Source organism: Streptomyces sp. NPDC090106 (assembly GCF_044747265.1).
Taxonomy (GTDB): Bacteria; Actinomycetota; Actinomycetes; order Streptomycetales; family Streptomycetaceae; genus Streptomyces.
Genome location: NZ_JBIVDS010000012.1, coordinates 306,116 through 325,465, shown reverse-complemented (window position 1 = coordinate 325,465; position 19,350 = coordinate 306,116). Strand labels below are relative to the sequence as shown.

The following is a 19,350-nucleotide window of genomic DNA, read 5'->3' as shown; positions in this document are numbered from 1 at the left end:
CCTTCCGTTGGGGGGCGTCTAGGAGGACAGCGCCGTGCGGGGTGCGGTGGCGGCGCCGGGGATCGAGGCGAGGAGTTCGCGGACGTAGTCGGTGCGCGGGTCGGTGAGGACCTCTGCGGCGCTGCCGCGTTCGACGATGTGGCCGTGGCGCAGGACGGCGATGTCGTCGGCCACCTCGGCGATCACACCGAGGTCGTGGGAGATGAACACGTAGGTCAGGGACAGCTCCCGCTGGAGGCGGGTGAGCAGGTCGAGGATCTGCCGCTGCACGGTCACGTCGAGCGCGGAGACGGGTTCGTCCAGGACGACGACCTCGGGCCGCGGCGCGAGGGCGCGGGCGATGGCCACGCGCTGGCGCTGGCCGCCGGAGAGTTCGGCCGTGTACCGGTCGGCGAGGGCGGCGGGCAGGCCGGTCGCCTCCAGCAACTCGTCGATGCGCGCGGCGCGTTCGGCCGCGTTTCCCTGACGGTGGCCCTTGAGGGGTTCGTCGAGGATCGCGCGGACGGTGGAGCGCGGGTTCAGGGACGCGAAGGGGTCCTGGTAGACCATCTGCACGGTGCGGTACAGCTCGGCCTGTCCGGCGCCGCGCCGGTGGTGGACGACCGGCCGCCCGGCGATCTCGACCGTGCCGGTGTCGGCGGGTGTGAGGCCCGCCAGGATGCGGACCAGGGTCGTCTTGCCCGAACCGGACTCGCCGACGATGCCCAGGGTGGTGCCCTCGCGGACGTCGAACGTGGCGTCGGCGACCGCGGTGACGGAGTCGTCGTCGCGCCGGTTCCGGGACCGGAACGTCTTGCCGACTCCGTCGGCCCGCACGACCACGGGTGCGTCGGCGGGGATCGTGCGGGTGTACTCGCGCCGCGTCTCGGCGGCCCGGCGGCCGGAGAAGCCGAGCGAGGAGGAGCGCAGCAGTTCCTCCGTGTAGGCGTCCCCGGGGTCGGCGATGACGTCGGCGGTGCGGCCGGCGCGTACGACCCGGCCGTCCTTGACGACGGCGATGTCGTCGGCGCGTTCCGCGGCCACCCCCAGGTCGTGGGTGATGAGGAGGATGCCGAGGTCCTCGGTGCGCACCAGGCCGGTGAGCAGGTCCAGGATGGTCTTCTGCACGGTGACGTCGAGGGCGGTGGTGGGTTCGTCGGCGATGAGCAGCCGCGGCCGGGTGCTCATCGCCGCGGCGATCAGCACGCGCTGGCACATTCCGCCCGACAGCTCGTGCGGGTGGCGGCCGTACACGCGCAGCGGGTCGCGCAGTCCGACCTCGGCGAACAGGTCGAGGACACGTGCGCGGCGCTCGGCACGGGAGCCGATGCCGTGGGCGCGCAGGGGCTCCGCGGCCTGGACTCCGACGGGCAGGAGCGGGTTGAGGCCGAGGAGGGCGTCCTGCGGGATGTAGCCGATCTCCTTGCCGCGCACGGAGCGGTACTGCCGATCGGACAGCCCGGTGAGGGTCCGCCCGCCGAGGACGACGGCGCCGCCGGTGACGCGGCCGTTGCCGGCGAGCGTCCCGGTGACGACCCGGCCGAGGGTGGACTTGCCCGAGCCGGACTCTCCGACGACGGCGCGCACCGTGCCGGCCGCCACGTCCAGGCCGACGCCTTGGAGGACGGGGGTGGCGGGGCGGCCCGGGAGGGTGAACTCCACGCTGACATCATGGACTTGCAGCAGCGGGCCGGTGAGGTCAGGCGACGACACGGGTCCTCCCTCGGTTGAACGACCGGCCGATGCGGTACACGGCGAGCACGGTCAGGACGATGACCAGTCCGGGCAGCAGGCTCAGCCACCACTGGACGCCGATGAAGGTGCGTCCTTCGGCAACGAGAAGGCCCCACTCGGGAGTTGGCGGTGGCGCCCCGAGCCCGAGGAAGCTCAGCGCGGCCACGGTGAGAACGGCGGTGCCGATGTCCATGGTCGCCGCGGCGAGCACCGACCGGGACGCGTTCGGCACCACGTGCTTGAAGAGCCGCCGCACATAGCCGTGTCCGGCGAACACGGACGCCTCGACGTAGGTGGCGTTGCCCACCTTGAGGACCTCGGAGCGCATCAGACGGGCGAAGCCGGCCGTGCTGTTGATGCCGATGGCAACGGCGATGTTGAGGGTGCCGCGTCCGAGCGCCGAAATGATCGCCAGCGACACGATGAGGCTGGGCACCGCCAGCATGATGTCGACGATCCGCATGACGACGCTGTCGACCCGGCCGCGCAGGGCTCCGGCGACCAGCCCGATCAGGGAGCCGCTGACCAGGCCGATGGCGACGGCGATGACCGCCGCCTGGAGGGACAGCCGGGTGCCGTACACGGTGCGGGTGAACTCGTCGCGCCCGAAGTCGTCGGTGCCGAAGAGGTGTTCGCCGCCGGGCGGGAGGAGCATGGCGGAGGCGTCCTGGCGCAGCGGGTCCCCGGAGGTGAACAGGGCCGGGTGGATCGCGGCGAGCAGGATCACCGCCACCCACAGATAGGCCACGAGGAGCCCGGGGGTGCGCAGCGGTCCGGTGAGCGCGCGCAGGGGCGGGCGCAGGCGTGCGGAGGACGGACGGTCGGGTCGGGCGGGCCCGTCGGGCCGGTCCGGTTTCGCTTCGAGGAGCGTCATGTCATCCCTCCCATCGGATGCGCTTGTCGAGGAGCGGGTAGAGGGCGTCGACGGCGAGGTTGACGACCACGAAGATGACGGCGCTGATGGTGACGGCGACGAGGACCAGGGGCATGTCCCGTCCGTCCACCGCGTCGACGACGAGCCGGCCCACGCCGAGCCGGGAGAACACCGTCTCGGTGAGCACCGTGCCGCCGACCATCACGCCGACGGTGGTGCCCAGCGAGGTGACGACGGGCAGCGCCGCGTTCTTCAGGGCGTGCCGCACGACGATGTCGAAGCGGCTGAGTCCCCAGTTGCGGGCGGTCTCGATGTACGGGGAGGTGAGCGCGCCGCGCAGATTGGCCGTCAGGAGCTGGGAGATGCTGCCGCCCCCGGCCACCGCCAGAGCCAGCGAGGCGACGAGCAGTCCGGGGAAGCTCGGATCGCTGACCGCTTTGATCCAGTGGAGCTGGAAGGCGCACACCTGGAGCAGGAGCAGGCCGACCAGGAAGGGCGGCAGCGACACCGCGATCGGCGGGAGGGTGAGGAGCAGTTCCCGGGCCCAGGACCAGTCGACCAGCTCGATCACCACGGACAGCGTGACACCGAGGACCACCGCGAGGAGCAGACCGAGCAGGGCCAGTTTCAGCGTCTCGGGGAAGGACTCGAAGTACACGTCGACGGCGGGGCGCCGCTGGTAGATGCTGTCGCCGAAGTCGCCCCTCAGCGCGCCGGTGAGCGCGTCCCAGTACTGCACGTACACGGGCCGGTCCAGGCCGAGCAGTTCGCGCTGCTCGGCGAGGAGTTGCTTCACATCGGCGCCGTCCGCGCCGGCGGTGAGACCGCCGGCCGCGTCGCCGGGCACGATGTACAGGAGGAAGAACGCTCCGGTGAAGGCGCCCCACACGACGATCACGCCGTACAGGAGCCGGAGACCCAGTCGTGCCATCGGGCTACTTCTTCTCGAGCCAGGCGTTGATCAGGTACTGGTCCAGACCCACCGCCTCGATGTCGTGGAGGCGGGGCGAGTACGCCCAGATGTCGGTGTCGTTGGCGACGGGTATCTCGTACGCCTGGTCCACGAGGATCTCGGAGGCCTGGTCGACGAGCTTCTGCCGCTTGTCCGGGTCGATGGTCTGGTTCTGTTCCTGGAGCAGCTTGTCGAGTTCGGCACCGGCCTTGTCGCCGTCGGCGATGAAGCTGCGGTTGGAGCCGGTGGTCCTGCCGTAGTTGGCGCGCAGGACGTCGGGGTCGGGCGAGGAGGCGTACCAGTAGGCGATGTCGTACTCGCCGCTGAGCAGTTTCTCGTTGGCCTCCGCCGCGAGCGGCGGGTCGAGGACCAGCTCGACGCCGATCTTCTTCCACTGGTCCTGGAGGACCTGCCAGCCCGCGTCGTCCTGCGGGGCGCGCAGCGACAGCCGCCGGCCCTTGGCGTCGACCCGGATGCCGTCGGAGCCTGTCTTGGTCCAACCGGCCTTCTCCAGAAGCGACTTGGCCTTCGCCGGGTCGTACTTGAGCAGGGCGCTCTGATCGGAGTAGTAGGGGTTGTCCTTGCTGAGGGGGCCGGTGGCGGGCTCGTCGACGCCGCCGGAGTCGATCTTGACGAACTGCTCGCGGTCGAAGCCGATCTGGAGCGCCTGGCGGACCCGGACGTCCTTGAGGAACGTCGAGGAGGTGTTCAGGGGCAGTTCGGTGCCGGTGGCGGGGTTGAGCGTCTTGGAGATGGTCAGGCCGGCGCTCTCGAACTGGGAGACGTACTTGGCGTTGACCCAGTAGATGAACTGGAGTTCGTCGTCACCGATGACGGCGCCGTTGCGGACCGAGTCCTCGGGAATGATCTTGTAGACGACGGTGTCGAGGTAGGCCGACCCCTTGTGGTCGAAGTACGCCGGCGCCCAGTCGTAGTCCTTGCGCTTCTTCAGCACGATGCGCTGGTTGGGCGTGTACTCGTCCAGGTAGTAGGGGCCGGACCCGTCCAGCCAGTTCTGCCGCTTCTCCACCGGGAGCTTCGCCGTCTTCTCCGAGACGATTCCCACGTACGCCCGCGACAGTGAGGTGAGGAAGGAGGCGTTCGGTTCGGCGAACTCGACGGTGACCTTGTGCTCCGACGGCGTGGTGATCTTGCTGATGCCCTGGACGATGGTCTTGGCGCTGGAGTGGATGCCGGGCCGGTCCAGGCTCTCCAGGTTGGCCTTGACGACCTTCGCGGTGAGCTTGGTGCCGTCGTGGAAGGTGACGTCGTCACGCAGGTCGAAGGTGTATGTCCGGGCGTCGTCACTGACCGTCCAGTCGGTGGCGAGCCACGGCTCGACCTTCTTGGTGTCGGGGTTGTAGAAGACCAGGGAGTCGGCGAGCGACCGGGCGACGGTGCGCCACACCTGGTTGACCACCGCGGCGTCGACACCTCCCGGATCGGCGCTCAGTCCGATGTTCAGGGTGCCGCCGTAGCGTTCCTTCTCCGGTACGTCGGCCCCGGACCCGCCCTGCCCGGCGCTGCCTGTGCACGCGGCGGTGGCGAGGAGCGACAGGAGGGCGAAGCCGGAGGCCAGCCGACGCGTCGATCGCGATCTGGACACGGGGTGTCATTCCTCTCGTTCGGCTCAGAGTTGAGCGGGGAGCTGCCGCGCCGCCAGAGGTGTCGTGAGTGAAAGCCACACTGGACAAGTGATACGACGTGATATCTGCTGGGTACGGGTCCCTCGTAGCCGATATGTTTGCACGAGGGCGCGATATGTAGCGTGTCAGTAATGTTGCAGTCTCCTGAACGGAGAACCGGCGTGGTGTTCGATAGGAAGTACAGTGACGAAGTCCGCCGCCTCGCGGTCGAACGAGTGCTGGAGAGACGGCGGGACGAGCCGGAGAACCGGTCGATCGTCCGGGAGGTCGCCGAGGAGTACGAGGTGGGCCCTCAGTCCCTGCGCAAGTGGCTGAACCGCTACGACGACGGCAGTTACGACTACGACGACGAATCCGACGACCACACCCCCGAGGCCGTCGACTCCCCCGCGCCCGCCCGGTACCGAGGCGCGAACCGCACCGAACTCCTCGCGCGGATAAGCGAGTTGGAACACCGCGTGGGAGTGCTCCAGGAGGACAACCGCTCGCTGACCCGGGTGGTGGCGCTGCTCGCCGACGAACTGCGCCAGGCGACCACGGCCCATGTGCCCACCGCGGACCCGGCAGGCGAGCACAACGCACGGACCTAGACTCCAGAGGTGAGCGACAAAGTAACCGTGACCAGCAATCTCCATGGCCGGACCACCGACGTCCGCGGCCGGTACACCATCGCCGGACCCGGGTTCGAGCTCGTCTCGGACGGCTCGGTACGGAGCGGAGGCCCGGGCGAGGAGGCGAGCTCCCTCGACCTCCTCGTCGCCTCCCTCGTCTCCTGCGCACTCAACGCGTTCCGCACCGACTTCGTCCGCAGCGGCCAGCCCGAGCGGAAGGTCGAGATCTTCGCGCGCATCGAGCGCAAGGTCGAGGGCGACTACCTGGGCACCCTCGTCATGGAGTGCTTCATCGATCAGGTCGACCATGTGACACCCGAACAGCTCGTCACCGAGTACAAGAAGCGGTGCCGTATCTACAACGCCCTCAAGGAGAGCCTCCCGGTGGTCTTCGTCCCCCACGCCTCAGGTCCCCTGCCATGACCGGGCTCATCGACGCGCACACGGCACACGCCGAGCGCGAGGACCTCGTGTTCGTCGAAGTGGCGCCGTGGCGCGTCATGGCGGAGGGTCCGGACCCGATCACCGGGAGCATCCCCGGCGCCGTCCGCACCTCCGTCCGCGCCGACTTCGCCGGCATCCCCACCGACACCAGCGGACACCTGCCGCTACCCGCCCGGGACGCCGTGCACGCCGGAATGCGGGCGCACGGTGTGCTCCCGGACGACGACATCGTCGTCCACACCCGCCGCATCGAGGAACTGTCGTCGGCGGCGCGCGCGTGGTTCGTGCTGACCTGGGCGGGATTCACCTCGGTGCGCGTCCTGGACGGCGGGCTGCCCGCCTGGGTCAGAGCGGGCGGCCCGACCGGAGCACCTCGTGAGCCGGGCCCGTCCGCGACCGCGGTGGACGCGCCGATCCCGCCCCCCGCAGGCCAGAGCGGCGGACGACGGGTACTCGACGCCAGGGACGTCCTGGACATCGCCCGCTACGGAACCCTCCTCGACTCCCGGCCCGCCGCCTCCTACAACGGCACCGAGGGCGAACCGAGAACCGGCCACGTTCCGCACGCCGTCCACGCCCTGTCCAGTGAACTCGTCGCACCCGACGGGCTGTTGCGCCCCCTCCCGGACCTGAGGAGATGGTTCCTGTCCCGCCGGGCGATCGGCGCCCACGAGGTCGGCGCGTACTGCGGCGGCGGAGTGTCCAGCGCCCTCCTCGTCTTCGTGGGCGCGCTGCTGGACCAGCAGGTGGGGCTGTACGTCGACTCGTGGTCGGCGTGGGGACGGGATGCGTCACTGCCGGTGGAACAGGGAGCGCACCTCACGCGGTCCGGGGCGGTGGACGTGGACTGCGCGTGACCCGACCGGACGCCTGACGTACGGCCGCCGTCCACCCCCCTTCCCCCCTCCCGCCGGCACCTTCGACTTCCCGCACAGCGCGACGAACGGAACCCTCATGCCGAGCCCCATCCCGCCGAACACCCCGCACACCGCGGCCCCCGACCGCTACGAACGGCTCCCCTACCGCCGTACCGGCACGTCCGGGCTGCGCCTGCCCGCCTTCTCCTTCGGCCTGTGGCAGAAGTTCGGCACCGCCCACCCCTACGCGACCCAGCGCGACATCGTGCTGCGCGCCTTCGACCTCGGCATCACCCACTTCGACAACGCCAACCGCTACGGCCCTCCGCACCGCGCGGCCGAGAAGTTCTTCGGCACGGTCCTGAGCCGGGATCTCGCCCCCTACCGCGACGAACTCATCCTTTCGACCAAGGCCGGCAACCCGATCGGCCCGAGCCCCTACCAGCGCGGCGCCTCCCGCAAGTCCCTGCTCGCCTCCCTCGACCACAGCCTGCGCGACCTCCGCACCGACCGCGTCGACATCTTCTACAGCCACAGTCCCGACCCCGAGACTCCGCTGGAGGAGACGGTCGGCGCTCTGGTCTCCGCGGTGACGTCGGGCAAGGCCCTGTACGTGGGGCTGTCGAACTATCCGCCCGAGCTCGCCCATCGGGCGGTGGAACTCCTCCAGGCCGCCGGCGTACCCCTGCTGGTGCACCAGCCGCGTTACTCCCTCTTCGACCGTCGCCCCGAGCTGGACGGGCTCCTCGACCTGGCGGCACAGGACGGCTTCGGGCTCGTCGTGTACAGCCCTCTGGCCCAGGGACTCCTCACGGACAAGTATCTGGGAGCCACGATCCCGGCCGGAGCCCGCGCGCTGGACAGCGCGTTCCTCTCCCCCGACACCATCGACGACACCTACCGCGAGCGCGCCGGGGCCCTCAACCAGATCGCCCTCGAACGCGGGCAGTCGCTCGCGCAGCTGGCACTCCAGTGGGTCCTGCGGCGCCCCGAGGTGACCAGCGCCCTGATAGGCGCCAGCTCGGTCGCCCAACTCGAACACAACACACGGGCCCTGGAGTTCCCCGCTCTGACCGAGGCGGAACTGCTGCTCATCGACAAACACGCCGTGCACGGGACGGCTCTCAAGCTCTGACGTTCGGGACGTCGAGACCGGCCGCCCACGGTATGTCCTTGCGTGTGGATGACACAGCGCATCACCCGTTGCGGGCGGCTATCCCGGTCCCGGCTCGAAGCAGTGCGCTGCAGGACTCCCGGATCGGCAATCGGGGCAAGGCGCTGCGACGCCCTGCCCCGAACCCGTCGCCCTGTCGGGCTTCGGCCGCACGCCGCTCGCCGCTCGCCGCTCCCCCAGGAGCCGGCCGGCCGCGGACTTCCGGTACCTATCCTTCGCAGAGACCCACGCGGTCACCGGTGTCGAACTGGCATGTGTCGGTGTTCGCGCCTCCGTCGAGTGTGTCGTTGCCGGAGATGTTGTCCTTGCTGTCCAGTGTGTCGTTTCCGGGGCCGCCGATCAGGGTGTCGGAGCCGAAGCTGCCGATCTGCCCGATCAGGTCGCCCACGAGACTGTCGTTGCCCGCGCCGCCGTCGAGACGGTCACTGCCGCCGAAGCCCAGAAGGGCGTTGTTTCCCGCACTTCCGGTGATCGTGTCGCTGAACTGGCTGCCGTAGATGAACTCCACGTCGGTCAGGACGTTGTCGCCCTCTCCGCCCACCCCGTCGTCGGCGGCGTTGTCGATGTCGACGACCACGCCCGTGGTGCTGTCCAGGTAGCTGGCGATGTCGGTGCCGCCGCCACCGCTGAGTGTGTCGGCGCCGGTTCCTCCGATGACCACGTCAGAGACGGGACCACCGTTCACGGTGTCGTTGTCCGGTCCGCCGTTGAGAACGTTGGTATTACCCTGCGTGGAGCCACCGTTGATGATGTCCCTGCCCGTTCCCCCGTTGAGCTCTCCGCGTATGGGGGCGGTCTTGTTGATGATGTCGTTCCCGTCTCCGGCGTTGACGACGACGGAGGCGTTGACGACGTCGATCGGGCAGGCCACGGTGCCGTTGCTCAGCGGACTGCAACCGGTGCCGGCGGCGAGGGTGTCCGCCGTGTCCTGAATGATGAGGGTGGTTCCCGACAGGCTGATCGTGATGTTGTTCGCTCGGCCGGCTGCCGCATTCACGATCACGTCCGCCCCGCTTCGCGCGACACCTGTGGCCGCGTTCGCCTGTCCTCCCGCGATCACCACGGCAGAACCCACCATCGCGGCGACCACGGTGACACGGGCTAATGCTCTTCTCTCCATCGACTCCCCCATTTCGGTTGCCGGAACACGGCCGGATTCACGAACCACCGTGTCGAGCAGTGCTGTTGCTCAGCACCTGGCGTGCACGCGGTGGCCGGGCTGCACAGCGCACGACGTGGACCTCTCGCGCGGAGCCGCTCGTGACGACCGTTTCCTTGCCTTGGGTGAACGGTCAATTCACCGATGAAGAGCATGACCGTCGTGGCGTCCCAGAGCATGAGTAGGCGTTACTCACATCCGTCTGCCGCACAGCAGGACGCGTTGCGAACCCCGGCCGGCGATAAGACTGCCCTCCTGGTGTGGGCGCTCTCCTTGGTGGTGCTGCGGGCCGCAGCGCGCAAGGCGGCCTCTTGTTCACGGTCCGTGAGCGGGGTGGGGGTGGGGATCGAGAGCCTGCTCCGGGACGTGGAGTTCGCCGACCGGTCGGTCGTCCTCAGAGCCACCGGACGCATCGGCGTCGCCCGGCATCTGGAGTCCTGGCGCAGCCGTGACACGGTGGCCTCCGCGATCAGCCGTCGTTCAAGAAGACTGCGTCCAGGTACGGCAGATCGAAGGAACCGCACATTCAAGAACAAAACGATAACGCCCTTTCGGGAAGTCGACATGGGACGGGTCTCGGACCCTCAGTTCGTCAAACTCGGACGCAGAGCGAAATCGAGGCTGGACGTAGCACGGGGATGCGGTCGTAGGTCAGCGTCCAGCTCTCACCGCGGTTCAGCACAGAGTGCCGCCCTCCCGCCCGCCAGGTCGTCACCGAGGCCGAGCGCGGCCGGCTGGCGGCCGGCATCGAGGGCGGCGGCGCGGCGCGCTCCTCGTAGGCGTTCACGCTCTGGCCGACTCTCTCGGCAGCCCTCGGATCGAGGGGCGAGATCATCCGGGATGCGCTTCCCATTCCTTTGAGAGATTTCGATACGGCGGCACGATCGGCACGGGGGCGGACCAGGTGGGCGGACGGGAACACCGAGCTGCCCCGGCTGCTGGGCGCCGGCTTCCTGGTCGTCCTCGACGTGCACGTCCTGCGGTGGATGAGCGAGGCGTACCTGTCGGGTGCCCGCCGTCTGGACGCGGGCGGGGTGACCGATACCGACCGGCACCTGCTCGCCTCCGCCCGCGCGATCCTGCGCGGGCGGAGGCCGGTGCCCCGACAGCCAGCCCGTCCTCGTCCACCGCGGCGGACCGGACCCGGTCGACGAAGACGTGGTGCTGCGTATCTGACCAGAACCCGGCCAGCCACGCGCCGCGACGCGAGCGACCCTCATACCCCGCCGATCCAACGCCGGCCGCTGTCGCGCCCCGGGGTGCGTGGTCTGACGGGGCGGCCTTCCGCTGCCAGGCTACGACCGCCCCGAACCTGTCTCAGGAACCCGGCGCCGGCGTCCCGTCCCAGGGACTGCTCGCGCAGGTGATCGCAGCCACCGGCTCCGGCAAGATTCTGATCGGTGGCGCGTCCGCGAACCGTCTCCCTGGTCGACAAGGACATCAGCAAAAGGGGACAGCGCCGCACCGGTGACACCTGCCGCGGCGCAGCGCTGGAACAGGTGGCGGACCTGTTCTCGACGGCGCTGTGCGGTCGTACGCACACGCTTGCCGCCACCACCGGGTCAGATGGGGCCGTGGTCCGACCGTGCTCTCGTCTGGATGCCTAGCAGGTCCGGTAGTTGTAGCCGGCGATCCGGTCGTCGCCCCAGTAGTCCGGGAAGTGGTAGTACCCGTTGCTGTCCCGGCTGACGTAGAAGTAGTGGGCGACGCCCTGGTAGTAGCTCGGGGAGTTGCCGCTCTGGAAGCCGTCGGAGTTGTACAGGCTCCTGCCGGCCGCGGTCCAGGTGATCTTTCCGGCGGAGCCGTCCGGGGTGTCGGTGGTGTACCGGTCCTGCCAGATCTCCGTCGCGGCGGCGGTCACCGGGCCGAAGTCGCCGTCGATCTCGCCGGCTTCGAGGATGCCGTCGGCCCACAGGATCTTCTGCCACAGGCAGGTCGCGTTCGACGTGCGGTTGTGGCTCTGGTCCACGATGCCTTCGTTGTTCCAGTCGTCGATGAAGGGCCCACCACCGTAGACGTAGGCCAGGCCGCTGTAGGTACCGCTCGCGGACGCGGGACTGGCGCTCAGGGCGAGGACGCCGGCGGTCAGGGCCGCGACGGCGCCGGCGGTCGCCTTGGCTCTCTTCGTGAACACTCGCATTCCTCCTGGTTCGGTCGGTCGGACATCAGAATCGGCCCTGGAATCTCAGGGCCTGGCCGCACCTTGGCAGGACCCCGACATCGGCGACACACTCTTGCGTCTCAGCGCAAATGTGATGCTCCGAGGGGGGAATCGCATGCTCCGCATTCACTTCACCGAGGCCGATCTCGCCCGCGTCCGCGTGGCCGCGGAGCCGGACCCCATGTGGGAGGTCCTCTCCACGCTCCACCGGCTGCAATCTCGGGGTGGCCGTTGGCAGTTCGCCGCCTGGCACCGGACCGTCCGGGCCGACCTCAACGCGTCCGGCCTGGCGCAGCAGGTGCGCCAGGGGCTGTTCCCGCTGTACGCCCTCGGGCCCTACCTGCCCGACTTCCTGACCCCACCGGAGTCCGAGGGCGGCATCACGGCGGCCCTCGACGCCATCCTGGGCTTGCCGCGTCGCGACGTCCTGGCCCAGTTGCGGCTTCTCGACACCGTCTCCCCTGTGCCTTCCTGGGCCCGGCGCCTGGACCAGGGGGCCGAGCGGCGGGAGTTCACCGAGCTCATCCGCCGGTACCACGACGTGGCAGTCGCCCCTTTCACCGAGCACATGGCCGGCGGGATCGTCGCGCACCGCGCCCTCCTCGCCCGCGCCCTGCTGACCCACGGCGTACAAGGGCTGTTGACGAGCCTGGGACCCAGGTTCCGCTGGCAACCGCCCGTCCTGGAGGTGGACTACCGGACGGACCGTGATCTCCATCTGCGCGGACGCGGCATCAGAATCGTGCCGACGTACTTCTCCTGGGGAACGCCGGTCGCCCTGGCCGACCCCGGCCTGCCGCCCGTGCTCTCCTGCCCGCTCCACCATTCCACGGCCCCCGAGGAAGCACTCCCGGCGGAAAACGTTCCGCTGAGCGCCCTGCTGGGGAACACCCGCGCGCGGGTCCTGCGGTGCGTCGCGGACGGGCTGACCACGGGAGAACTCGCCCAGGCCGTCGGGGTCTCGCTGTCCGCCGCCAGCCGGCACACCTCGGTACTGCGCGACGCCGGACTGACCACCAGCCGTCACATCGGGCCGACCGTGCTGCACACGCTCACCCCGCTCGGAGCCGCACTCCTGCGAAAGGCCCCGCGAATGCCTGGCGCTTGACCATCGCTTCGATCTGGTCGAGGCCGGCCAAGGGGCCGATCTCCTCGGTGGCGGCGACGGTGGCCATGACGAATATCAGGAGCGCGCAGAGCGTGCTGCCGGCCAGTGGGAAGTCCAGGGTCGTCCAGATCAGCTCTGGTCCCAGCTGGCGCCGCACGCAAGGGTCGCGACGAGACCTGCGTCAGTCGCCGGCGACCACGTCGAAGTCGACCGAGGCGGTCGCCTGCTTTCCCCAGTCCGTGCTGACGTCGGCCGTGAGGCGGTAGCTGCCCACCTCGTCCAGGCTGTCGCCGAAGTTGAAGAGCGTGATACCGGGCGGGCGGCAGCGTCCGCTGCGGTGGGTGTGGACCACGGTCGTGCCACGCGTGAGGGTCCACTGCACGTAACAGCCGGTGTCGATCCGTCCGGCCTGGTCGTAGACCTCGGTGTTCGCACCCGGGGTGGATCCGCGTTTGTAGGTGGCGACACCGATCTTGCCTCCGTCACCCATGTCGATGGTGACTCGAAGAGGCCCCGAGGCCCTGTCACTTGAGGTGTCCCCAGCGCCCGCTGCCCCCTCCTCCTGCCCGGGAACGTCGACGTCGGTCGGGTCGGCGACGGCCTGCTGATCCGGCTGATCCGGCTGATCCGGCTGCGAAGTCGTCGAGGCGGGGTTGTCCACGACAGGCGGGGTCGAGGATGGGATCGGGCTGTCGGATCGAGTGGAATCCCCCGCGGCATCCGAAGAGGCGGAGGCCACGGCGCCTTGCTGCGAGCTGCGACCGCTCTCCTCGTCGTCACCGTCCACGAAGGCGGTCCAGAACGCGGGGATCAGCGCGATCGCGGCGATCAGCACCCCCACACAGGTGGCCCAGGCCGCCCGAGTCGCCCATCTGGCATGCGAAGAGTCCTCCGGCGTCATCCGAACCCCCATGTCAGCGCCTCCACACGTGCGTTGCACGTGGCGTGGCGCATGTCCCCCGACGGACTCCCGACAACTGCTGCCGACCGACCGGGCTGTCAGTGTAGGAGCGGGAAAGAGAGGTTGGGGCGGATTCTTGGTATCCGCCCAGATCGTTGGCTTCCCGCGGTGACCACCAGGGTTTGCGAGCGGGGACCGCTAGACCTCCCCGACAGCGACACCCTGCCTCGACAGGGGCCCGTCGGAGAACCACGACCAAGCCCGGCTGAGGCTCCGGCTCCGATGCGCGCACCAGACGGCGGGCGGGAAGCCCGCACGGGGACGAGCGTGCCGCCCTCCGCGGGCCTCAGGGCGCCCACGTCGACGAGAGCGGCGCTGCCCCTCATACGGCTGACTGTTCCAGCCACCTTGGGTCGAGTGCCTATTGCCCGGCCGAGAGCAGTGGCGACGGCCGGGCCGGAACCCGCCGCCACGGGTACAGGGACACACTTCAGTACGTGTCGCTCGCCTGGACCGGAACGCTCCGCCCCGACCGAGGTACGCACGGAGTCCGGCGCTTCCACGGCTGCTACTCGATAGGCGACGACCGCCTGTGGGGTGTCAACCGCCGAAGGAAGGGAAGGGCGCCGCGAACACTCTGGCCGGGCTGAAGTCGATCCGTGCCGCCCGGCCCGACAGCGCACCGATCTACCTGGTCATGGACAACTTGTCCGCCCACAAGTACCGCCGCTGGCGCCACGCCAACGCCCGACACCGCGATGTCCTGGCTGCCGAACGCAAAGACCGCGCCCGCATCCGAAGCGAGAAGGGCATCCACTGGGGCGGACGCCCCCTCAAAGCCGCAGCCTGACCACAACCCGGCGAACCTACGTGGTCACAGCACCACCCCGGGGTGGTCATGTCTACGCTGGCGGCATGGCATTGGTGTGGGTGACGGGCAACTCAGGGACGGGGAAGTCCACGCTCTGCGCGGCGCTGCGAGCGCGTGGCTACGTCGCGCTCGATGCCGACGAGGGCTTCAGCCGCTGGGTCGACAGAGCCACGGGCGAAGTTGCGGTAGATCCTCCGGACCCGGTTCCCGAAGGCTGGCTCGACCGATACGGGTGGGCAATCGTTCGTGAGCGCGTCGAGACCCTCGTCGAGACCTCTCGCTCCCAAATCGCTTTCCTGTGCGGGTCGGTGGAGAACGAGGCAGACGTCCGCGACCTGTTCGACCACATCGTGTGCCTGGTGATCGACGACAACACCCTCCGCCACCGGCTCGCAACCCGCACGACGAACACATTCGGGCAGCACCCCGAAGAGCTCGCAGCGGCCCTGAAGTGGAACCCTCAGATGCGATCCATCTACGAAAGCCGCGGCGCGACAGTCATGGACGCATCCATGCCGGTGACCGCGGTGGCGGACAGCGTGATCAACGCGGTTCAGGGGCTGACAGAGTCCGCCTGGTAAGCAGAAGGAGTACTCCACCGCACCGCTCATTGGCAGCTTGACCGTCACGCCCCTCGACCCGGCGAACTTATGTGGCCAAAGCACTCTACAGACGGGTCGGCTCAATCAGCGTGATGCACCGACACTGGTGGCAGGCACTCAGCGGCATGACGTAGATCCTTCTTCCTCTGCCGACAACCGGACGTACCGAAGGCAGAGCCATCGGGCAGGGTGCGCAGGCCGCCGCTCGTTGGCTTGGCGGATGCCTTCCATGATCTCTCTGTGGGCGAGTCGATCCCCCTGTTCGCCGTAGCTGTCATAGAAGGCAAGTCGCTCACCCGTCGAGTCGGCGCCGTGCCCGTCCGGGACCGTGAAGTGCCGGACGGGCACGGCCTGTTCATCGGATCTGTCCGCGTGGGCCGAGTGAGTCGGCGGTCAGCCGGTGATGTCGACCCAGAACTCGTCCGTGTTGTGCAGGATGCGATCGCTGAAGTAGTACCAGATCAGCAGTCCGCCCGCGGCTTGGTTCTCGGCTCGCGGCACGGCGCGTACCGAGAAGTCCCACACCGGGCTGCCCGCGCCTTCGTCGGTGGACTGGAACGGGTACTCGTCGCAGTCACGCGTCGCCGTGTCGTAGGCGGGCAGGCCTGTCTGGTCGTTGTACGGGGTGGTGCGGTTGCAGGCCGCGTCCTTGTAGTACCTGTTGGTGCTGGTGATCGGCCCGGCGGGCACCCGGTGCAGTCCGCGTTCATCGCGGGAGCCGGTGTACTTGCCCGGGATGTCCTTGGGTTCGATCTCGATCGGGTAGGTGCGCGTGGGATCGTTCTGGGCGAACCGGATGTGCTGGGCGACCGAGGTGACCCGGCTGTCGCCGACGCTGTACTGGAGATGCGGGATGACGTCGTAGTTCACGCACGCCTTCGGGTAGTCCTGGAAGAACGTGAAGTAGTTGGCCGAGTCGCAGCGGATGGTGTGGTTGTCGGTGGTGCCGGTGGTGTAGACGTAGTCGCCGCCGCTGCCGCCGAAGCGGAAGTGCCACTGGTGGTACAGGACCTTGTCGGCGGCGGTGGAGGCGGTCTCGTCGGAGTAGATGTCCCAGTGCAGCCACTCGTCGTGGTAGTCCCACTCGTCCCAGGTGTGCTCGATCCCGCTGCCAGTGCCGTAGCAGAACGACGCGTCCTGGGTGCAGTCGGACAGGACGTACATCGACAGGTCGTCGACCTCCCAGATCCAGCCGTCCAGGGGGTTCCAGCCGTCGTAGGAGACGGAGCCGTACTGTGCCTGGAAGTAGGTGCGTACCGCGCGCTCTTTGCCGTTGCCCACGGTCACCGCGTCGTACGCGACGCTGGCGGTGCCGTGGAACTCGCGGGTGCCGTCACTGTTGACGGTGTAGTAGTCGATGCCGAGCCGGCCCTTCTTGCACCACAGCCAGCGGTTGTACGTCTCCCCCGCGGCCGTCTCGGAAGCGTCCCGGTCCAGGCACGCCGCGCTGTCCGGGGGCGGCTCGTCACCCCAGCCGGTCGGCGGTGCCGCCGTCGCGGTCGCCTCGGAGCTCGGCACCGTGGCGGCCTTGGTCAGGGGCACCTCGGAGGTGTCGGAGTAGCTGTGCTGTTCGTGTTTGCCCGCGTTGAGCAGCGCGTTCGCGACGGTCTTCGCGGACAGCGCGGACATACGGTCGGGCTGCGCGGCGGGCGCGGGCCTGCCCGCCTTCTCTCCCGGGCGGATCTTGCCGAGCTTGTACGGCAGGAGGACGGGTTCGCCGATCAGTTTCGCGTCGGCGGTGGAGGCCGTGGTTGCGGTCCTGGCGTCCTGCGCGTGTGCCGCAGGGCCGGACAGACCGACGGCCAGCGGTATCAGCAGACCGGTCGCGAACCAGCGCAACCGCCTCCTGATGCGTGACAACGACATGCGGGTGTTCCCCCTCGGTGGAAGCGGGGCCACCCCGTCAGGGCAAGGCTGTGCACTCGCGTACAGATGTGACGCATGGAGCGGCCCCCGTTTTTGACCGAACGCGGCCATCATTACGGCTGGGCCGCCAGGGGTACCCGCGGTTACAAGGCAGGGCGCGTGACCGCTGTGACCATACGGTTCACCAGATCTCCAAGAGGCACCTGCGACGACGCACTGGGACGCACTGGCCGAAACCCCCGAAACGGGCGGGGAGATGTTGTGACCTACCTGTGAGCCCTGCGGTCACAACTGCGATGTGAGAGGAGGCGGTGCCCATGGAGCGTGCACCGGCTGACGCCTGGGACAGGATCGACCACTGGCTGTCCGACCATGCCCCTGGATACCGCGCCCGCCTGCGCCCGCCCGCCGAAGGCGAGGTGCTGCGCCGGGTCGTGGAGCGTTCCGCGGGCGCCGAACTGCCTCCGGACCTGCTGGACTGGTGGGCCAGGGCGGACGGCCTCGACCGTGCGCCGACATCTCAATCACCGCCCCCGGGCGGCCACTTGATTCCCGACTTCTACGATCCCTGCGGCGCGGCCGAGGCCGACGAGCGTCGGACGGTTCACCTCCAGGTGGCACAGGACATCGTGCCGCCACCGCTCACGGCAGCCTGGGAACAGCACATCCACGCCCGCAGCGCCGATCCCGCGGGCACGCTGTACCCCACCGAAGCAGTCCCCGTATGGCTGCCGCAGTGGCTGCCCGTGGCCGTCGACGGCGGAGGCGGCGGCCTGTTCACCGACCTGCGGCCGGGCCAACTCCACGGCTGTGTCGTCCCCTTCACCCGTACCGGACACGAACGGGCGCCCCGCTGGACCGGGATCACGGAGATGCTGACCGACGTGGCCGACCGACTCCAGTCCCTCGACACGAACGCAACCGTGACCATTGCGGTGGGGCATTGGACACCACCGCGCGGCTGAGCACCGCCCAACGGCACGCACGGGCCTCACTGGTGTCATGGAACCCGGGGGACGTCAGGGACGGGCGGCACCGCATCTGTCGCGAAGCCGGGTCACGACATGAAGACTCGCCTCGATCCCCAGACAGAACTACCTACTTGAGCCTCGCCCGGTGTCGCAGGTCTTCGAGCGCCGAGTCGCTCAACGGTCTTCCCTCACTCGTTTGCCGCCGGGCCCGGGCCAGGCTGGTATCCGCACCCGAGGAACGCGAACTGCCCAGGCTGGATACGTACTTCGGTGCGCTTCCAGTGGTAGATACCGCTCTGCTCTTCCTCATACGTGAAAGTGTCCCCGGCCTCGATGGTCACGACCGGATCGGCTGTTACGTCCCCGAAGGGCTCCCACTCGTCCTCGTAACCGTCCGCGAACCAGCGCTGCTCCAACTGAGCGCGCACCGCGTACGACGAGGTGTTGTGGATCTCGACGCTGTACGGGACCGTGCGGATCACGTCGTCGCCCGACTCGTCGCCCAGCGAGGTCGTCACCTCCAGGGCGGTGGCTGCCGGACAGTCTTCGCGCTGCTTGGTCGGCACCGGCTTGCTGTAGACGCCGTCGGTCACCGCGGCCATCTGGTCGGGGCAGTAGAACGTGGCCGCCTCCACGATGAACCCGGCCTGGTCGATCGGATCGGTCAGGGCGAGCCCGACGGTGTCGGGCACGTCGTTCATGTCGGTGTCGCCGGCAAGAGCCCCGCACACCGCTTTCGCGTCCTCGATGACGGCTGTACGGAAGTCGGACACGTCGCTGCCGCCGGGCAGGGACGACATGACGCCGTAGGAGACGGTGCCGCTGGGCCAGGTGGAGAACTGTGCGACATCGCCGACGAACGCCGTGTCCCGGGCGGTCGTAGAAGTGAACTGGGGCACCGAGACGTACGGCGGCCCGTCAGTCGGCGAGGCACTGCTCTTCGGCATGAAGGTGCTCGGTGGGGCGGGCACGGTCTGCGGCCGAGTGTCATCGGCGTGCCGGTCGATGAGGACGGCAGCGCCGACGACGAGGGCGAGAACAGCCGCTCCGGCCCCTACAACCCATCGGCTGCGGCGCCTGGCGCCAGTAGTCACCACCGACTCGTCCGCGCGGGGAACGCTCCGGGATGATTCCGTGTCGTCCGGTCTCGGTCGCACCTCAGACATGGTCGGCCTCTCCCCCTGTCACCTTGCCGGCCCCCACCGGCTGAAGACGATCATCCTATGGCCTGACGTCTGTCAGTCGCCTGGGCCCGGTCGCCAGCCGCGCAGGCAACGCCCTCCGGCCCGGCCCACCGGCTGCGGCCCTGCACGAACCACTCGCGCAGACCGCGCTGATCACCTCCGTGCTCGCCCCAGCACTGCTCACGCGTAGCGAGGGCCCGACCGGGCCGCAGCCGACCCGCCGGGAGCCCTCGCTTCCCTGATTGGCGTAACACCC

General features: G+C 69.1%; 16 protein-coding genes and 1 pseudogene. 8 read left to right on the top strand and 9 right to left on the bottom strand.

Annotation, left to right across the window (positions count from 1 at the left end; translation table 11 throughout):
- Window positions 1-18: 18 nt before the first annotated feature.
- From ACIPSE_RS34440 to ACIPSE_RS34425, 4 genes are read right to left on the bottom strand one after another with little or no spacing between them, the layout of a single operon-like run.
- Complete coding sequence (locus ACIPSE_RS34440) at window positions 19-1,692, bottom strand: dipeptide ABC transporter ATP-binding protein (protein ID WP_401670561.1); 1,674 nt, start codon at window positions 1,690-1,692, stop codon at window positions 19-21.
- Window positions 1,679-2,587 (bottom strand): ABC transporter permease, encoded by a 909-nt coding sequence (locus ACIPSE_RS34435; RefSeq protein ID WP_401670558.1) that lies wholly within the window; start codon window positions 2,585-2,587, stop codon window positions 1,679-1,681. Before ACIPSE_RS34435 ends, ACIPSE_RS34440 begins: the two co-directional genes overlap by 14 nt.
- Window position 2,588: 1 nt before the next feature.
- A complete protein-coding gene (locus tag ACIPSE_RS34430) occupies window positions 2,589-3,518 on the bottom strand; it encodes an ABC transporter permease (RefSeq protein WP_401670556.1) in 930 nt (309 codons plus the stop codon).
- Between the two features lie 4 nt (window positions 3,519-3,522).
- Entirely contained in the window at window positions 3,523-5,145 is a 1,623-nt protein-coding gene (locus tag ACIPSE_RS34425; protein ID WP_401670553.1) for an ABC transporter substrate-binding protein, read from the bottom strand.
- Between the two features lie 201 nt (window positions 5,146-5,346).
- Between ACIPSE_RS34425 and ACIPSE_RS34420 the strand changes: the two genes are divergently transcribed.
- The 4 genes from ACIPSE_RS34420 (at window position 5,347) to ACIPSE_RS34405 (ending at window position 8,232) form a co-directional block, all read left to right on the top strand.
- On the top strand, window positions 5,347-5,775 hold the full coding sequence (locus ACIPSE_RS34420) for a transposase (RefSeq protein WP_401670551.1): 429 nt from the start codon (window positions 5,347-5,349) through the stop codon (window positions 5,773-5,775).
- A 9-nt stretch (window positions 5,776-5,784) separates the two neighbouring features.
- Window positions 5,785-6,219 (top strand): OsmC family protein, encoded by a 435-nt coding sequence (locus ACIPSE_RS34415; RefSeq protein WP_401670548.1) that lies wholly within the window; start codon window positions 5,785-5,787, stop codon window positions 6,217-6,219.
- Window positions 6,216-7,097, top strand: a complete 882-nt coding sequence (locus ACIPSE_RS34410) for a sulfurtransferase (RefSeq protein WP_401670546.1) — start codon at window positions 6,216-6,218, stop codon at window positions 7,095-7,097. The genes ACIPSE_RS34415 and ACIPSE_RS34410 overlap by 4 nt, the downstream gene beginning before the upstream one ends.
- 97 nt (window positions 7,098-7,194) lie before the next feature.
- On the top strand, window positions 7,195-8,232 hold the full coding sequence (locus tag ACIPSE_RS34405; RefSeq protein WP_401670543.1) for an aldo/keto reductase: 1,038 nt from the start codon (window positions 7,195-7,197) through the stop codon (window positions 8,230-8,232).
- A 247-nt stretch (window positions 8,233-8,479) separates the two neighbouring features.
- On the opposite strand, the gene ACIPSE_RS34400 is transcribed toward ACIPSE_RS34405, so the two are convergent.
- On the bottom strand, window positions 8,480-9,361 hold the full coding sequence (locus ACIPSE_RS34400) for a calcium-binding protein (RefSeq protein ID WP_401670541.1): 882 nt from the start codon (window positions 9,359-9,361) through the stop codon (window positions 8,480-8,482).
- A 1,672-nt stretch (window positions 9,362-11,033) separates the two neighbouring features.
- Complete coding sequence (locus tag ACIPSE_RS34395; RefSeq protein ID WP_401670538.1) at window positions 11,034-11,570, bottom strand: peptidoglycan-binding protein; 537 nt, start codon at window positions 11,568-11,570, stop codon at window positions 11,034-11,036.
- A 136-nt stretch (window positions 11,571-11,706) separates the two neighbouring features.
- Here ACIPSE_RS34395 and ACIPSE_RS34390 point away from each other — a divergent pair, with 136 nt between their 5' ends.
- Window positions 11,707-12,699, top strand: a complete 993-nt coding sequence (locus ACIPSE_RS34390; RefSeq protein WP_401670535.1) for a helix-turn-helix domain-containing protein — start codon at window positions 11,707-11,709, stop codon at window positions 12,697-12,699.
- Window positions 12,700-12,880: 181 nt separating this feature from the next.
- Here the strand turns inward: ACIPSE_RS34390 and ACIPSE_RS34385 are convergent, their stop codons facing one another.
- Window positions 12,881-13,534, bottom strand: a complete 654-nt coding sequence (locus ACIPSE_RS34385) for a hypothetical protein (protein WP_401670534.1) — start codon at window positions 13,532-13,534, stop codon at window positions 12,881-12,883.
- A 575-nt stretch (window positions 13,535-14,109) separates the two neighbouring features.
- Between ACIPSE_RS34385 and ACIPSE_RS34380 the strand changes: the two are divergent.
- Together ACIPSE_RS34380 and ACIPSE_RS34375 are read left to right on the top strand one after the other, a co-directional pair.
- Window positions 14,110-14,450 (top strand): annotated as a pseudogene (locus tag ACIPSE_RS34380) (IS630 family transposase); the annotation flags it as partial.
- Window positions 14,451-14,515: 65 nt separating this feature from the next.
- Window positions 14,516-15,052, top strand: a complete 537-nt coding sequence (locus ACIPSE_RS34375; RefSeq protein ID WP_401670531.1) for an AAA family ATPase — start codon at window positions 14,516-14,518, stop codon at window positions 15,050-15,052.
- A 414-nt stretch (window positions 15,053-15,466) separates the two neighbouring features.
- Here the strand turns inward: ACIPSE_RS34375 and ACIPSE_RS34370 are convergent, their stop codons facing one another.
- Window positions 15,467-16,939, bottom strand: coding sequence for a NucA/NucB deoxyribonuclease domain-containing protein (locus ACIPSE_RS34370; RefSeq protein ID WP_401670528.1), 1,473 nt, complete (start codon window positions 16,937-16,939; stop codon window positions 15,467-15,469).
- Window positions 16,940-17,256: 317 nt separating this feature from the next.
- On the opposite strand from ACIPSE_RS34370, the gene ACIPSE_RS34365 reads away from it, so the two are divergent.
- Window positions 17,257-17,904 carry a hypothetical protein gene (locus ACIPSE_RS34365; RefSeq protein ID WP_401670526.1) on the top strand — a complete coding sequence of 216 codons (648 nt, stop codon included), beginning with the start codon at window positions 17,257-17,259 and terminating at the stop codon, window positions 17,902-17,904.
- Window positions 17,905-18,098: 194 nt separating this feature from the next.
- Here the strand turns inward: ACIPSE_RS34365 and ACIPSE_RS34360 are convergent, their stop codons facing one another.
- On the bottom strand, window positions 18,099-18,857 hold the full coding sequence (locus ACIPSE_RS34360) for a DUF732 domain-containing protein (protein WP_401670523.1): 759 nt from the start codon (window positions 18,855-18,857) through the stop codon (window positions 18,099-18,101).
- Window positions 18,858-19,350 lie beyond the last annotated feature (493 nt).

Excerpts from the sequence above, each read along its gene's own strand:
- ACIPSE_RS34430 (WP_401670556.1), bottom strand. The coding sequence starts at position 3,518 with ATGGCACGACTGGGTCTCCGGCTCCTGTACGGCGTGATCGTCGTGTGG.
- ACIPSE_RS34360 (WP_401670523.1), bottom strand. The coding sequence starts at position 18,857 with ATGCCGAAGAGCAGTGCCTCGCCGACTGACGGGCCGCCGTACGTCTCG.
- ACIPSE_RS34435 (WP_401670558.1), bottom strand. The coding sequence starts at position 2,587 with ATGACGCTCCTCGAAGCGAAACCGGACCGGCCCGACGGGCCCGCCCGA.
- ACIPSE_RS34365 (WP_401670526.1), top strand. The coding sequence starts at position 17,257 with ATGGAGCGTGCACCGGCTGACGCCTGGGACAGGATCGACCACTGGCTG.
- ACIPSE_RS34405 (WP_401670543.1), top strand. The coding sequence starts at position 7,195 with ATGCCGAGCCCCATCCCGCCGAACACCCCGCACACCGCGGCCCCCGAC.
- ACIPSE_RS34410 (WP_401670546.1), top strand. The coding sequence starts at position 6,216 with ATGACCGGGCTCATCGACGCGCACACGGCACACGCCGAGCGCGAGGAC.
- ACIPSE_RS34375 (WP_401670531.1), top strand. The coding sequence starts at position 14,516 with ATGGCATTGGTGTGGGTGACGGGCAACTCAGGGACGGGGAAGTCCACG.
- ACIPSE_RS34395 (WP_401670538.1), bottom strand. The coding sequence starts at position 11,570 with ATGCGAGTGTTCACGAAGAGAGCCAAGGCGACCGCCGGCGCCGTCGCG.
- ACIPSE_RS34370 (WP_401670528.1), bottom strand. The coding sequence starts at position 16,939 with ATGTCGTTGTCACGCATCAGGAGGCGGTTGCGCTGGTTCGCGACCGGT.
- ACIPSE_RS34390 (WP_401670535.1), top strand. The coding sequence starts at position 11,707 with ATGCTCCGCATTCACTTCACCGAGGCCGATCTCGCCCGCGTCCGCGTG.